Genomic DNA, 14,899 nt, shown 5'->3' with positions numbered 1-14,899 from the left:
GAAGAGGCCGGCACCCGCAAGGGGCCGGCCTCTTCTGTCCCAAATATCTTCGTGGTGCCGCAGAAGGCTGACCGCGGGGCTGCTTAGCGCCTGGGAGCCAGCAGCGGTGAGCCTTTGACGCCGTCGCCCTCCGTGAGGCCGTCCAGCACGAACTTCAGCGATTCCACGGAGGTGCGGCGCGGATTCCAGCCCAACAGCTCCCGCGCCCTGGTGGTGTCCATAAGCGGTGCTCCGGCCGCCATGTCGATCCATCCCGGATCGGTGCGCTGCAGGCGCGCGGCCCAGGTCAGGCCGACGACGGCGCGCACCAGTTTCAGGGGGATGTTCAGCAGGCGCCGGGCACCGAGCACTCCGGCCAGCAGCTCGGGTGTGATCACCGGGTCGGCGGCGATGTTGAAGGCGCCCTCGGCGCGCTGGTCCACAACCCGCCAGTACGCGTCCGCCATATCATCGGCGTGGACAATCTGGAAGGAGAACTCCTTGGGCAGCGGGATCAACGGCAGCCTCAGTTTGTTCAGGATGAACTTGGGCACCAGCGGGCCCAGGAAGTAGCTGCCGATTTCGGTCCCGGCGTCGGAGGAGAAGATCAGCCCGGGCCGCAGCCGGGCCACGGGAATTTCCGGATATTCGCGCTCAAACGCATCAAGCAGGGCTTCCTGCTCGCCCTTATGCCGGCTGTAGTGTGAGCTGGCGATCCCGCGCGCTGGCCAGGACTCATCGGTGAGCCGGTCCTTTGGTGCGGGGGAGTAGGCGCCCACCGAGGATGCGCAGACAAATTGGCGCACGCCCGCCGCGGCGGCGGCGGCCAGAGCGTTTTCAGTGCCGTGCACATTGATGCGGTGCAGCTCCGCCTCATCATGGTTGGGCTGGATGGCCCAGGCCAGATGGACGACGGCGTCGGCTCCGCGGAGCGCCTCCGTCAGCTTCTGCCGACCCTCACCGGTGGCAATGTCGATGCTGTGCCATTGAACGCCGTTGTACGGGTGGGCGCTGGTGTCAGGCAGCCGCCGGGCGATGCCCACAATTTCCAGGCCCTCCGGACGTTCGCTGCGGGCCTGGGCCAGCCGGCGCAACAAGGCTGTGCCAACATTTCCGGTTGCTCCGATAACAGCTACTCGCATCTGGCTGGGTCCTTCCCTGACGGAGGTTCCGGGCCGCGGATCCTCCTGCTGATGATGATCGTGGATAAGCAGGCGTTGTCCTTTGACTCTACCGGTGCCGGTGGGCAAGAGAGCAGAGCGGGCAGGGCCCGTTGGAAAGGAGATCCACGTTGTGAAGCGGATAGTGTGGAGAGCGAAGTTTTAAGTAAGACTCAAACGCACCAGAACGGGGAGCGCCATGGCTGAGGGTACTGCGACAGACCAGGACAACGGCTCGGATTTCAGCACACGCGGAGCGTATGTCACCGGCGGATCTGAATACACCCGGGACACCAACTACATTGAAACCCGCATCACGCGAGATGCCCGCGACGGCTATCCGGTGGAAGCCGGGCGGTACCGGCTCATCGCGGCCAGGGCGTGCCCCTGGGCCAATCGGACCATCATCGTGCGCCGGCTGCTGGGGTTGGAGGACGCCATTTCGCTGGGCATGCCCGGCCCCACCCATGACGCCCGCAGCTGGACCTTCGACCTGGACCCCGATGGGAAGGATCCGGTGCTGGGGATTGAGCGACTGCAGGAGGCCTTCTTTCGGCGCACGCCCGGCTACAGCCGCGGCATTACGGTTCCGGCCATCGTGGACGTCCCCAGCGGTGCCGTGGTGACAAACAATTTTCCACAGATCACCGAGGACTTCTCCACGGAGTGGAAGGACTTCCACCGTGACGGAGCTCCGGACCTGCTGCCGGCCGAGCACATGGACGAGATGCGCGCCGTGAACAAGCGCATCTTCACGGAGATCAACAACGGCGTCTACCGCTGCGGTTTCGCCGGCTCGCAGGAAGCCTACAACGCCGCGTACGACCGGCTGTGGGCGGCGATGGACTGGCTCGAGGACCGGCTGTCCCGCCAGCGCTATCTGATCGGCGACACCATCACCGAGGCTGATGTCCGGTTGTTCACCACCCTGGTGCGCTTTGACGCGGTCTATCACGGCCACTTCAAATGCAACCGGAACAAACTGACGGAGATGCCCAACCTCTGGGGCTACGCCCGGGATCTCTTCCAGACCCCCGGCTTCGGCGACACCGTTGATTTTGAGCAGATCAAGGCCCACTACTACATCGTTCACGAGGACATCAACCCCACCGGGATTGTGCCGAAGGGCCCGGATCTGTCGGGCTGGCTCACGGAGCACCATCGCGAGCAGCTCGGCGGCCGGCCCTTCGGCGACGGCACTGCGCCGGGCCCGGTCCGCGCCGGTGAAGAGGTGGCTGAAGGGCACGGAGCACGCTGATTTGTTCGGTGCGCCGGCGCACATCCGGTAAATAAGTCGGCGCACTGCTAATAGGGCACAGAAGTGTTTCTTAACCACCGGGACTGTAGGTTAGCCTTACTTAAGATCAGTCCGTCTTAAGGAGGTGCCGCCGTGGGCGTGAACATCAGCTCCCCCGCACCGGCACCGCGAAATATCCGTTTCGACGTGCCGGCGCGGCAGGCAGCGTCCGCGGCAGCGCCGTCCCGGAATGGGCGCCGCGCGGTCCTGCTGGCTGCCTCGCTGGCCGTGCTGGTCCTTGCCTGCCTGGCATCAGTCGCCTTCGGCGCCCGCGCGCTGTCCTTCGGAACCGTCTTTGAGGCCCTGACAGCCTACGATCCGGCCAACGGCGACCACGCGGTGGTCCTGTCGCGGATTCCCCGCACCGTGCTGGGCCTGCTGGCCGGCGGTGCACTGGGGCTGGCCGGCGCCGCCATGCAGGGTGTGGCACGCAATCCGCTGGCAGATCCCGGAATCCTCGGTATTAATGCCGGTGCCGCGTTCTTTGTGGTGCTTGGCATCTACGGCTTCGGTATTTCCACTTTCCTTGGCTACATCTGGTTTGCGCTGGCAGGCGCCGCACTGGCCGCCGTGCTGGTCTACACCGTGGCAAGCCTGGGCCGCGAAGGCGCCACCCCGGTCAAACTGGCCCTGGCCGGTGCCGCACTGTCCGCCGGGCTTGGCTCCCTCATGAGCGCAGTGCTGGTTTACAGCCAGCAAACCCTGGACATCTTCCGGTTCTGGCAGGCAGGCAGCCTCTCCGGGCGTGGCTGGGATGTGATTACCGCCGTCGTTCCCTTCCTGGTGGTGGGAGCCGCCATCACTCTGTGTGCCGGCCGGGCCCTGAACGGGCTGTCCCTCGGCGATGACCTGGCCCGCGGATTGGGGCAGCGGGTGGGCCTCAGCCGGGGCATCACCGCGCTGGGCGTGGTGCTGCTATGCGGCGCCGCCACGGCCGCCGTCGGCCCCATTGGATTTGTTGGCCTGGTCATCCCGCACATGGTCCGTTCGCTCACAGGCCCGGATTACCGGTGGATCCTCCCCTTTTCGCTGGTCCTGGCGCCGGTGCTGCTTATCGTGGCGGACATCATTGGGCGCCTGGTCCTGCCTCCGGGTGAAATTCCTGTGGGCGTCATGACCGCAATCATTGGTGCTCCCGTCTTCATCTGGCTGGTCCGGCGCCGGAAGCAGGCCCAGCTGTGAGGGCACTGCTGGACCGCGCAGCGGAGGCCTCGGGGGCGCGCACTCCCGCATCGCAGCGGAAGGACAACGGAGCCGGAGCTGCCCTGGTCCGGACCGCCCGCCGCCGGTCCGCCCGGCGCAGCCGTACTGTGGCCGCGGTGCTGGCCGCCGCCGTCGTCGTCCTCTTTGCCGTCAATATCCTGCTGGGCACATATACGGTGACCATTCCGGACTTCTTCCGGATCCTGGGCGGGGAACAGATCCCCGGGGCCACATTTATTGTGATGGAAAGCAAACTGCCCCGGGCCGTCATCGGCCTGATGGTGGGTGCCGCCTTCGGGATCTCCGGCAGCATCTTCCAGACCATGCTGCGAAACCCGCTGGCGAGCCCGGACATCATTGGCATCAGCTACGGCGCCAGCGCCAGCGCGGTAACGGCCATTGTGGTCTTCGGCGCCGCGGGATCAACCGTTTCGCTGGCTGCCCTGTGCGGAGCGCTGGTGGTGGCGCTGGCCATCTACCTTCTCTCCCGGGGCGGCGCCGCGGCAGGTTACCGGCTGATCCTGGTGGGCATTGGGTTTGCCGCCGTCATGCAGTCAGTGGTCACCTTCCTGATGACACGCAGCGATGTGCGGACGGCTTCCCAGGCCCTGGTTTGGCTGAACGGCTCCCTCAATTCCAGCAGCTGGGACCGCGCTATCCCGCTGGCTTTCTCACTGCTCGTTCTGCTCCCGGCTGCTGCGGTGCTCGCGCGGCACCTGCGCGGACTTGAACTCGGTGATGACACAGCCGCAGGCCTGGGCCTGCGGGTTGAGGCGTCCCGGCTGGGTCTGCTCGCAACCGGTGTGGCCCTGGCCGCCGTGGCCACGGCCGCCGCCGGCCCCGTATCCTTCATCGCGTTCCTCTCCGGCCCCATTGCCCGGCGCCTGCTGGGCGGGCGCAACTCATTGGCCGTGTCAGCCCTGGTAGGCGCTGTCATCGTCCTGGCCGCCGATTTTGCCGGAGCCAATCTGGTGCCGGGAATATCGCTGCCCGTGGGCGTAGTGACCGGCGTCCTTGGCGCTCCGTTCCTGCTGTGGCTGCTGGTCACTTCCAACCGTGTAGGCCGAGGAGGCTGAAATGGGCAAGACCCCCGATGCAAACACCCTGAGCGCGCAGGACCTGGTGCTTTCCTACGGCGAGCGGGTGGTGGTGGACGGACTCTCCGTCACACTGCCCGCCGGCCGGATCACGATCATTGTGGGCGCCAACGCCTGCGGCAAGTCCACGCTGCTGCGCGGGCTCTCGCGCCTGCTCAAGCCAGCCGGCGGAGTGGTGCTGCTGGGCGGGCAGGACATCCATTCCAGGCCGGCCCGCGAGGTTGCCCGTACCCTGGGGCTGTTGCCCCAGACACCCACTGCACCGGACGGCATCACCGTCGCGGACCTGGTGGGCCGCGGCCGTTACCCGCACCAGGGATGGTTCCGCCAGTGGACGCCCGACGACGACGACGCCGTTGCCGCCGCGCTGGAAGCAACCGGCACCCTGGACCTGGCGGAGCGGAACGTCGATGAGCTCTCCGGCGGCCAGCGCCAGCGGGTGTGGATTGCCATGGCCCTGGCCCAGGAGACGGATATCCTGCTGCTGGATGAGCCCACCACCTTCCTGGACGTCACCCACCAGATCGAGGTGCTGGACCTGGTTACTGACCTGAACCGGCGGGCCGGCACCACCGTGGCGATCGTGCTGCATGATCTGAACCTTGCCGCCCGCTACGCGGACCATCTGATTGCCATGAAGTCCGGTGCCATCTCCGCTCAGGGGCCACCGTCCGACGTCGTCACCGAGGACCTGGTTCGGAACGTTTTTGGTCTGGAATCCCGGGTTATTCCCGACCCGGTCTCCGGAACTCCTATGGTGGTGCCCCTGGGTCGCCATCATGCCCGGCCGCCGGCCAATGAGGACCCGGCCAAACCGGCGGGCTACCTGCCCAATCCGCACGACGTCCACACCGCACGCCAACCGAAAACCCGCCTGGAGGCCGCATCATGACGCAGGTCAGTACCCGCACCGGAGCAACAGCGGTACCACGCAAGGCACGCCGTGCCTCCAGTGCAGGGGCCGTCATGTGCTTCGATGTACAGGTACGCAGGGTCCAGCTCTTAAGCGGGAACTTCCAGCGCATCACGTTTGCCGGCTCCTGCCTGGCGGAGTTCGGCGTGCAGGGGCAGACCCACGACCTGCGGATCAAGGTGGTGGTGCCCTCGGTCAGCGACGACGGGCAGCAGATCCCGCTGCCCGAGTTCGACTGCAGCGACACCTCCTGGTACCGGAACTGGCTGCAGCTGGACGCGGCAGTGCGCGGTTCCATGCGGACCTACACCGTCAGGGCAGCCCGCTGCTCCGGCGCGGAACCTGAAATCGACGTCGATTTTGTTCTGCACTTCGACGAGGAGGGCAAGGGCGGTCCCGCCTCCAGCTGGGCCGCCGCAGCGCAGCCGGGCGACCGGGTCAGCATCATTGGCCCGAACGCCGCACACTGCGTCACGGCCGAGTCCTACGGCGGCATTGAATGGCGTCCGGGAATGGCCCGCCACATTCTGCTGGCCGGCGATGAAACCGCGGTTCCGGCCATCACCGCCATCCTGGAAAGCCTGCCCGCGGATATCACCGGCCACGCGCTCCTTGAGGTGCCCGCTGCAGCCGACGAGCTGCCGGTATCCACCGAATCCTCAGTGAAAGTGACCTGGCTGCCCCGCGGAGGCCGCCCCCACGGCGAACTGCTGGACGCTGCCGTCCGGAGCGCCGTCGTGCTTCCCGGCTGGGCCTCGGTGGAAGGCGCACCAGTGCCGCCCCGTCCCCAGATTGATGACGTCAACGTGGACGAGACCATTCTTTGGGACACACCTCAGCGGCTGACCGCTGCAGCTGTGCAGGCAACGCCCAACCCGCACACCCCTGCCGGCGCCCTCCCGTTCTACGCCTGGATAGCAGGCGAAGCCGCTGTGGTCCGCGGACTGCGCCGGTACCTGGTGACCGAGGCGGGAATTGACCGCAAACAGGTTGCCTTCATGGGGTACTGGCGCAGCGGCCGCGCCGAAGCCTAGGGCTCCGCGCCGGCTCCGCAAGGGTGCCAGCGGCAGTGTTATGCAGCGGCAGCGTTATCCAGCGGCAGTGTGATCCGGAGCCGAGAGGTGCCTGTCATTGGTCACATTTTGTTTCGGCGCCGGGTGCTTCGCCGGTAACGTTAAATCCCGGTGGGAGCAGGGCTCCCGCACCATGAGAGATCTTTGTGTTCACTACCCCTTTGCCGACAACTGCACAGAGGTGATGGATGAAAAAGCACTCAGCTCAGACTCTGCCCTATGTCTCCGGACTCCAGAAGCGGGCGAAGAACCTGTCCAAAAATCTGCCTCAGGCCGTGAAAGCCGGCCAGCTGAACCTGCGCCACTGGGCGCGGCAGCTGGACCCGCACCGGTTGTCCTCTCCGGCCCGCCGCACCTGCGCCGTGAGCGCAGGCGCAGTGCTGGTGCTGGGCTCGGCAGTAATGGGCACCGCCACCGCGTCGCAGGACTCGGTGTCCCTGGAACGCACCGCAGCAGTGGCCGAACTGGCTCCGGCGGAAGAGGGAGCCACCCCCGGCGAAGATGCCTCAGGGGAAAACGGGCAGGGCTCGACGGCGCCGGTGGAAGCTCCCGCGGAACCGGCCCCGGAACCGGCCGCTGAAGGCCCGGCTATGCCGCTGGATGAGCTGCGCGTGACGTCCCCGTTCGGATGGCGCGAGAATCCGCTGCTCGGCAACGGCGCACTGGAATGGCACACCGGAATCGACTTCGGTGCTCCTTTGGGCACCCCGGTGAAGTCCAGCGCTCCGGGCACCGTGGTTTACGCGGAGTATCACCAGTACGGCGGCCTGCGCATCGTGGTGGACCACGGAGACGGGGTCCAGACCACCTACAACCACCTGAATGACATCTTTGTGGAGGTGGGACAGGAAGTAGGCGCCAACGAGGTTATCGGCGCCATCGGAAGCACCGGGAACTCCACCGGACCGCACCTGCACTTTGAGGTGCTCCTGAACGGGGAGTACCAGGATCCAGCAGTCTGGCTGGGGCTCTAGAGTCCGGTTTCCCAGGCCCGGTTTCCCGGACCAGGCTTCCTGGACCAGGCTATCTAGACCCGGGGGTCGGTGAGGACGGCCGCGTCCTTGCGCCCGTGCGGCATCCGGACCCGCAGCGCGCTGGGATCCACACGGAAGGCCACATGGGAGACTTTGCCCAGGTGGTCGCCGTCAACCTCAAAGTCCTGCGGGGTTTCCGTAAAGATTTCAGCCTCCTTGCACTGGAAATACTCCACCGAGGTGCCTTTTCCCTTCCCGCGGCGCAGCAGGCCGGCCACAACGCCCAGCCAGCCCAGCCGTCCCCTGGGTGCCATGGTCATGATGTCCAGCAGCCCGTCGTCGATGCGGGCGCCGGGGAAAATCTCCAGTCCACCCATGATTTTTCCGCAGTTTCCGCCCATGACGCTGCGTGGGTGGCCCGGGATTTCCTTGCCGCCGTCGAGCCGGATGGTGCTCCTGACCGGTTTGCCGGGCAGGTTGCGGACGCCGGCATCAACATAGGCCAGCCAGCCCACACGGTCCTTGAGGGCGTCATTCGTGTCGCCCATGAGGGCCGCGTCGTACCCCAGACCGGCCATGACCAGGAACACGTCGCCTTTCAAGGCCCGGTCCAGCGTGACATGCACCACGTCGATCCTGCGGTCCGTGCCGGTGAGGGCGGCAACGACGGCGGCAGCCGGGTCATCGATGGCAATGTCCAGGTTGCGGGCCAGCAGGTTTCCGGTTCCCAGCGGCAGCAGCCCCAGCGGAGTGTCGGTGCCCGTCAGCTCGGCGGCGACGCAGCGCACCGTCCCGTCGCCGCCGGCGGCGATCACCAGGTCCACCCCGGCGTCCAGTGCCTGGCGGGCCATGCCGCGGCCCGGATCCTCCTTGGTGGTCTCCAGCCACAGGGGTTCCGCCCAGCCTTCATCGCGGCAAATCCCCTCAATCAGCACGCGGATATCCACGCCCGTTTTTTTGATGGGGTTCACAATGACGGCGACGCGCTGGCGCGTTCCGGCGGCTGAGCTGACCATGGGTTCCTTTGTTTGCGGCGTGAGAGCTTGTTCAGAGTCTAATCCGCCCAACCGCCCCGCAAAGTCGGCGGCGGAGGCCGATGCGGCAGGTGCGGAATGGGCTTGTACCCTGTGGGAGTGACTTTTACTTCTCGCTATGTGGCATTGGGTGATTCTTTCACTGAGGGCGTGGGCGACTGGGATGCTTCCCGGCCCAACGGTGTGCGGGGCTGGGCGGACCGCGTAGCGGAGCAGCTGGCCCTGGCTGACGAGTCCTGGGGGTACGCCAATCTGGCGATCCGCGGCAAAAAGCTCCACCAGGTCCTCGCGGAGCAGGTGGACGCCGCGCTGGCGCTGAAGCCAACCCTGATCACTCTTTACGCAGGCGGCAATGACATCCTGCGTCCCAAAGTGGATATCGATGCGCTGGTGGACAAGTACGACGCCGGTATCGCCGCCCTGCGTTCCTCCGGTGCTGCGGTACTCGTGTTTACCGGCTTTGACTCCGGCCGCTCCTCGGTGTTCGGAGCCACCCGGGGGCGGACGGCCCTGTACAACGAACTGGTGCGCGAAGCCGCCGACCGGCGCGGCGCGGTCCTGGTGGACTACTGGCGGATGAAGGAACTGCAGGACGAAAGGTACTGGGACGTCGACCGGCTGCACATGTCTGCTGCCGGGCATATGCTCACCGCCAAGAAAGTTCTGGAGGTCCTGCGCCGCACTGACGCCATCGATGTTCCGGAGCTGGATGAGCGGCCTGCCCGCACCCGGGCCGAACAGCTGCGCCGTGATGCGCAGTGGGCCAGGGAGCATCTGGGGCCCTGGGTTGGACGCCGGCTGCGGGGAGTTTCTTCGGGGGACAATCTCACGCCTAAGTACCCCGTTCCGGTCCGCCTCCAGACATCGGCCCGGCCCTGAAAGGGCTCTGGAACGGCCTCAAACGGCCATGGTGAGGTGTTTCACAGATTTTCCCCTGAGCCCAGTGATTACATAGCCGTTGTTGCGGCAACAGGGCGCGTGGAGGCTCCTCAGTGCACTGATAATTCGGTAACACCCGCTGTTTTTCCTAAACTTGATGGTCTGCCTGACGCCTAATGTGGCGTCCGGCCGGTTGCTTCCGATACACGCAGCTGACTTCTAGGAAAGAAAGCCAACATGCCTAAAGATGCACCGACTCTCCGCCGCCCGGTCCTCAGGCGCCGGCGCCTGAGGGTTGACGACGTGAATGTCGTCGATAAATCGATGATGAAAAAGGCCGTCGGCGGAACCGTCGTCGGCAACACCATGGAATGGTTCGACATCGGTGTCTACGGCTACCTTGCCGTCACCATGGGCGCCGTGTTCCTCTCCGAGGCTGATGCCTCCGCCCAGCTGATCTTCAGTCTGGGTGTCTTCGCCGCCACCTTCCTGGCCCGCCCGCTGGGTGGCATCGTCTTCGGCCGTCTCGGTGACCGTCTGGGCCGCCAGAAGACGCTCGCCACCACTCTGATGCTGATGGCAGGTTCAACCTTCGTGATCGGGCTCCTGCCCGGATACAACCAGATCGGCATGTGGGCTCCGGTTCTTCTGATCCTGATGAAGCTGCTGCAGGGCTTCTCCACCGGCGGCGAGTACGCCGGCGCCACCACCTTCGTGACGGAGTACGCCTCCGACAAGCGCCGCGGCTTCCTCTCCAGCATCCTGGATCTGGGCAGTTACATGGGCTTCGCCCTCGGTGCCGGCGTCGTGTCCATCATGCAGCTCACCCTCAGCGCCGAAACGATGCTCGACTGGGGCTGGCGCATTCCGTTCCTGATCGCCGGCCCGCTGGGGCTGATCGCCATCTACTTCCGGCTCAAAATCGAGGAATCCCCGGCTTTCCAGGCAACCCTGGATGCCCAGGAGGAAAATGCGGCCTCCGGGAACCCTGACGCCGAAACAGCACCTCCCGGCACTCTGGCCATGATCGGCCTCTACTGGCGTCCGATCATTGTTGCCATGGTGCTGGTGGCTGCGGCCAATACGGTCGGTTATACCCTGACGTCCTACATGCCTTCCTACCTCACGGATTCAATGGGCTATGACGCCCTCCACGGGACGCTGCTGACCATCCCCGTCCTGGTGCTGATGGCGCTGTGCATTCCGCTGTGCGGCAAGCTCTCGGACCGCATCGGCCGCCGTCCGGTGCTGCTAATGGGTGCCGGGTCCACCATTGTGCTGGCCGTTCCGGCGTTCCTGCTGATCGCCCACGGCCCCATCTGGTCAACCCTGCTGGGTCTGATCCTGCTGGCTGTACCCGTGACGCTCTACGTGTCCAATCTGGCCTCCGCGCTCCCGGCGCTGTTCACCACTGCCAGCCGGTACGGCGCCATGGGCATCTCCTATAACTTCGCCGTGGCGATCTTCGGCGGCACCGCTCCGCTGATCATGCAGGGTCTGATCAACCTGACCGACAATGACCTGATGCCGGCGTTCTGGCTGATGGCTACCTCCGTGGTTGGCGCCGTCGCGGTGTTCATCATGAAGGAGTCCGCCAACCGACCCATGCCCGGGTCGATGCCGAGCGTGGACACGCAGGCCGAAGCCCGGGAACTGGTGGCGACCCAGGATGAGAATCCCCGGCTGGACGTCGATTCCCTGCCGTTTGGCACTGAAGCATCAGAACCGGCCAAGTAATCCACCTGTAAGGGCCAACCCCGCCCGGTGTTCGTTGAAGGCTCAAGCAATCATGGGAGGATAGGGAAATGAGCGATACCGAGTTCTCTACCGTCCCGTGGCTGAGCTCCGATGAACGGCGGGCGTGGCTGGCGCTTTACGCTGTTGCCACCCGGCTGAACCCCACTCTGGACGCGGAGCTGTTCAAACAGGCACGGATCACCCTCTTCGATTACCACGTCCTGGCGATGACGTCCGAAGCGCCGGAGCGTGCGCTGCCGATGAGCGAACTGGCGGCGCGCTCCAACGCTTCGCTCTCCCGACTCTCGCATGTGGTGAAAAAGCTGGAGGCCCGCGGCTGGATGGTACGAACGCCGTCGCCCGATGATGCACGGGTGACCACCGCCGCGCTCACCGATGAAGGCATGGCCGCCCTGGAGGGCTTGGCTCCCGACCACGTCCGCTCTGTGCGGGATCTGGTCTTTGATGGACTCGACGCCCGGGACGTGAGCGACCTCGAACGCATCGGCCGCCGCATTCTGGGTCGGATCGAGCCCGGCAACAGCATCGTTGAGGACAACAGTCCGTAGTACGGCCTTTGTTAGCCTTGGGCAAAAGGTGAGCCGATACAACGCCCCCATCGAGAGGTAATCCCCATGCATGCCCCCCGGATCCTGACCCTCATTCTTGCCGGCGGCACCGGAGGTCGCCTCGGTGCCCTCACCGACCACCGTGCCAAGCCCGCCATGCCCGTGGCCGGGTCCTATCGGCTCATTGATATTCCGCTGTCCAATCTCCACAACAGTGGCCTGACCGATGTCTGGATTGTGGAGCAGTACAAGCCAAAATCCCTCAACGACCATCTCGTCAGCGGCCGCCCCTGGGACCTGGACAGAACCAACGGCGGGCTGCGGGTGCTGCCCCCCTATCAGGGCGGCGAGGGGGAGGGGTTTGCCCGGGGCAACGCCGACGCCCTCTACCGGCAGGCCGATTACATCAGGGACTACGATCCGGACCTGGTGCTGGTCCTGAGTGCCGATCACCTCTACCGGCTCGATTACCGGGATGTCCTCGCTACGCATGAGCGGACCGGGGCGGCGCTGACGGTGGTCACCACCAAGATCAGCAACAATCCTTCCGACCACGGAGTGGTGGAGGCTGAGGGCGGCATGGTCACCGGCTTCGAGTACAAGCCCGAGACCCCGAAGACTGACCTGGTGGCCGCTGAAATCTTCCTTTACGACGCCGCTGCGCTTCTGGATGCCATGGATGAGCTGATGGAGCGCGACGGTCAGCTGGAAGATTACGGTGACCAGCTCATTCCGCACTTCGTCACGACGCAAAAGGTGGCCGAGCATCGGCTGGACGGGTATTGGCGGGATATGGGCACCCCGCGCAGCTACCACCAGGGCCACCTGGACCTCATTGACGGCCGCGGCCTGGACTTCGATGACCCGAGCTGGCCGATCCTCAGTGCAGCTCCGCGGCGTCTGCCCGGTTTTGTGGGGGAAACGGCGCGGGTGTCCAGCACTCTGCTCGCACCGGGTTCGCGAGTGGAGGGCAGCGTCCGCCGCAGCGTGCTGGGCCCAGGGACACTGGTTGAAGCCGGGGCGGAAGTTGAGGGCTGCGTTCTTCTGGGAGATGTGCGGATCTGTTCCGGCGCCAAGCTCCGCAACGCCATTGTGGATGCCGGTGCAGTGATCGGTGGCGGGACCGAACTGGACGGCGCTGAACTGGAACCGGACGCTTCCGTGGTGGTTATCGGGGCGGACGGCGCAGTGGAAAAGCCGTCGTCGTCGTCCTAGCCGTGAGCTCAGGCACTTTTTCCGGGTACAGTATCCCTCCGGTTTGAATGAAAGCCGGGTTGCCCCTAGGATAGAGAGGCGTTAAGTTGCGCCTATGCCCAGAGGGCCCGCTTCCACAGAGGGACAATGGACATTTGCGCGGCCACCCGTATAAACCTAGAATTGAAGGCTGTCCCGGTAGATACTGCTTGGCATCCTGAACTTCACCGTCTTCCCCGCGGCGAGGCACTTCGGCTGGATCTCACCCCGCCAGGTTCACCTCCGGAAAGTCGCAGTAATAACGGTGTCAAAACTGGTGGCGGGACGCTCTTTATGGCAGGTGCTTAGGCAAACGCCCTGTGTCTGTTTTTTGAGGACCGTCATATTTACTACAACTGGAGGAGAGATCATGGCAGCTTATTGCCAGGTAACCGGAGCCATCCCCGGCTTTGGTCACAGCATTTCGCACTCGCACCGCCGCAACAAGCGCCGGTTCGACCCGAATATTCAGAAGAAGCGCTACTGGGTTCCGTCCCTGCGCCGCAACGTGACGCTGCAGGTTTCGGCCCGCGGCATCAAGACGATCGACGTGCGCGGAATCGACGCCGTCATCACTGACCTTATCGCGAAGGGTGTGAAGCTCTAGTGGCTAAGGACAAGGACGTACGTCCGATCATCAAGCTGAAGTCGACCGCCGGCACCGGGTACACCTACGTGACCCGCAAGAACCGTCGTAACGACCCGGACCGTATGGTCCTGAAGAAGTACGACCCGAAGATCCGCCAGCACGTCGAATTCCGTGAGGAGCGCTAAACATGGCAAAGAAGTCAAAGATTGCCCGCAATGAGCAGCGCAAGGTCATTGTTGAGCGCTACGCTGCAAAGCGCCTCGAGCTGAAGAAGGCTCTGGTGGACCCGAACTCCACCGACGAAGCCCGCGAAGCTGCACGCCTCGGCCTGCAGAAGCTTCCGCGCAACGCTTCCCCGGTTCGCCTTCGCAACCGCGACCAGATTGACGGCCGCCCCCGCGGTACCCTGCAGAAGTTCGGTATCTCGCGTGTGCGTTTCCGCAACATGGCCCACGCAGGCGAACTGCCGGGCGTCAAGAAGTCCAGCTGGTAAGCACTGCTTAACTAAGCTGTAAAAGGGCGGCAACCTTCGGGTTGCCGCCCTTTTTCGTGTCCGGACCCACCGGGGTGGCGATGGACGGCAAAATCCGCGCCGTTGCTGGGAAGCACCGTAAACGGCGGGCAGGGGCAAATGGCACTGTTTTCTGGGCTTAGAGCGGAAAAATCCGCGAAAAACAGCGGATTTCGCCGGATTTTGGGTGCCGGACTGGTAAGTTTTCCAACAGTGGCGGTTTCGCATCCGTGATCCGCTCGAGCTAACCCCTAGTCCAGGAGGACATAAATTGGCTATGAACCGCAGTGAACTCGTTGCAGCAGTGGCAGAGAAGTCCGGCAACAGCCAGACCGCAGTGAACGGCGTTCTTGACGCTGTCTTCGAAATCTTCGCAACCTCTGTTGCCAACGGCGAGAAGATCACCATCCCCGGATGGCTCGCAGTCGAGCGCACTGACCGCGCTGCCCGCACCGGCCGCAACCCGCAGACCGGCGAAACCATTCAGATCCCCGCCGGCCACAGCGTTAAGCTGACCGCCGGCTCCAAGCTGAAGGCTGCCGTCTCCACCAAGAAGTAACCTCCTTCGCAGGACTCCTTCGCAGGACAAGGGCCGGCGCCTCAGGGCGCCGGCCTTTTTGCGCAATTAGCCCAATTTTCTACCGTGGGTAG

The 14,899-nt window shown here is 64.8% G+C and carries 16 protein-coding genes; 14 read left to right on the top strand and 2 right to left on the bottom strand.

Translation table 11 applies throughout. From position 1 onward, the window contains the following. Positions 1-83: 83 nt before the first annotated feature. Positions 84-1,121, bottom strand: a complete 1,038-nt coding sequence (locus ABIB35_RS07245) for an NAD-dependent epimerase/dehydratase family protein (RefSeq protein WP_354180103.1) — start codon at positions 1,119-1,121, stop codon at positions 84-86. Between the two features lie 217 nt (positions 1,122-1,338). On the opposite strand from ABIB35_RS07245, the gene ABIB35_RS07240 reads away from it, so the two are divergent. From ABIB35_RS07240 to ABIB35_RS07215, 6 genes are all read left to right on the top strand, one after another. Then, positions 1,339-2,397 (top strand): glutathione S-transferase family protein, encoded by a 1,059-nt coding sequence (locus ABIB35_RS07240; RefSeq protein WP_354180101.1) that lies wholly within the window; start codon positions 1,339-1,341, stop codon positions 2,395-2,397. Between the two features lie 186 nt (positions 2,398-2,583). Further along, complete coding sequence (locus ABIB35_RS07235) at positions 2,584-3,618, top strand: FecCD family ABC transporter permease (protein ID WP_354180163.1); 1,035 nt, start codon at positions 2,584-2,586, stop codon at positions 3,616-3,618. A gap of 83 nt (positions 3,619-3,701) precedes the next feature. Beyond that, the gene (locus ABIB35_RS07230) at positions 3,702-4,715 is read left to right on the top strand and encodes a FecCD family ABC transporter permease (protein ID WP_502915747.1); all 1,014 of its coding nucleotides are present in this window, start codon (positions 3,702-3,704) and stop codon (positions 4,713-4,715) included. A 1-nt stretch (position 4,716) separates the two neighbouring features. Continuing rightward, complete coding sequence (locus ABIB35_RS07225; RefSeq protein ID WP_354180099.1) at positions 4,717-5,628, top strand: ABC transporter ATP-binding protein; 912 nt, start codon at positions 4,717-4,719, stop codon at positions 5,626-5,628. Further along, positions 5,625-6,683: a siderophore-interacting protein gene (locus ABIB35_RS07220; protein ID WP_502915745.1), complete on the top strand. Its 1,059-nt coding sequence runs from the start codon at positions 5,625-5,627 to the stop codon at positions 6,681-6,683. The genes ABIB35_RS07225 and ABIB35_RS07220 overlap by 4 nt, the downstream gene beginning before the upstream one ends. A gap of 227 nt (positions 6,684-6,910) precedes the next feature. Beyond that, positions 6,911-7,696, top strand: coding sequence for a M23 family metallopeptidase (locus ABIB35_RS07215; RefSeq protein WP_354180098.1), 786 nt, complete (start codon positions 6,911-6,913; stop codon positions 7,694-7,696). 53 nt (positions 7,697-7,749) lie between these two features. Here the strand turns inward: ABIB35_RS07215 and ABIB35_RS07210 are convergent, their stop codons facing one another. Then, positions 7,750-8,712, bottom strand: a complete 963-nt coding sequence (locus ABIB35_RS07210; protein WP_354180096.1) for a diacylglycerol/lipid kinase family protein — start codon at positions 8,710-8,712, stop codon at positions 7,750-7,752. 117 nt (positions 8,713-8,829) lie between these two features. Here ABIB35_RS07210 and ABIB35_RS07205 point away from each other — a divergent pair, with 117 nt between their 5' ends. From ABIB35_RS07205 to ABIB35_RS07170, 8 genes are all read left to right on the top strand, one after another. Next, positions 8,830-9,609 carry an SGNH/GDSL hydrolase family protein gene (locus tag ABIB35_RS07205; protein ID WP_354180095.1) on the top strand — a complete coding sequence of 260 codons (780 nt, stop codon included), beginning with the start codon at positions 8,830-8,832 and terminating at the stop codon, positions 9,607-9,609. A gap of 237 nt (positions 9,610-9,846) precedes the next feature. Further along, complete coding sequence (locus ABIB35_RS07200) at positions 9,847-11,346, top strand: MFS transporter (RefSeq protein ID WP_354180094.1); 1,500 nt, start codon at positions 9,847-9,849, stop codon at positions 11,344-11,346. Between the two features lie 68 nt (positions 11,347-11,414). Then, positions 11,415-11,915 carry a MarR family winged helix-turn-helix transcriptional regulator gene (locus ABIB35_RS07195; protein ID WP_354180092.1) on the top strand — a complete coding sequence of 167 codons (501 nt, stop codon included), beginning with the start codon at positions 11,415-11,417 and terminating at the stop codon, positions 11,913-11,915. 66 nt (positions 11,916-11,981) lie between these two features. Next, positions 11,982-13,130: a glucose-1-phosphate adenylyltransferase family protein gene (locus ABIB35_RS07190; RefSeq protein WP_354180090.1), complete on the top strand. Its 1,149-nt coding sequence runs from the start codon at positions 11,982-11,984 to the stop codon at positions 13,128-13,130. A 388-nt stretch (positions 13,131-13,518) separates the two neighbouring features. Further along, a complete protein-coding gene (gene rpmB, locus ABIB35_RS07185) occupies positions 13,519-13,755 on the top strand; it encodes a 50S ribosomal protein L28 (RefSeq protein WP_104053173.1) in 237 nt (78 codons plus the stop codon). After that, positions 13,755-13,922: a 50S ribosomal protein L33 gene (gene rpmG, locus ABIB35_RS07180; protein ID WP_013602737.1), complete on the top strand. Its 168-nt coding sequence runs from the start codon at positions 13,755-13,757 to the stop codon at positions 13,920-13,922. The genes rpmB and rpmG overlap by 1 nt, the downstream gene beginning before the upstream one ends. Before the next feature lie 2 nt (positions 13,923-13,924). Next, on the top strand, positions 13,925-14,230 hold the full coding sequence (gene rpsN / locus ABIB35_RS07175) for a 30S ribosomal protein S14 (protein ID WP_227890585.1): 306 nt from the start codon (positions 13,925-13,927) through the stop codon (positions 14,228-14,230). Positions 14,231-14,519: 289 nt separating this feature from the next. Further along, complete coding sequence (locus ABIB35_RS07170; RefSeq protein ID WP_354180087.1) at positions 14,520-14,807, top strand: HU family DNA-binding protein; 288 nt, start codon at positions 14,520-14,522, stop codon at positions 14,805-14,807. Positions 14,808-14,899: the final 92 nt, after the last annotated feature.

Source organism: Arthrobacter sp. UYP6, assembly GCF_040547315.1.
In the GTDB taxonomy this organism is placed as follows: Bacteria; Actinomycetota; Actinomycetes; order Actinomycetales; family Micrococcaceae; genus Arthrobacter_B.
The sequence above is the reverse complement of the archived record's forward strand: the minus strand, read 5'-3'. Positions and strand labels throughout refer to the sequence as shown.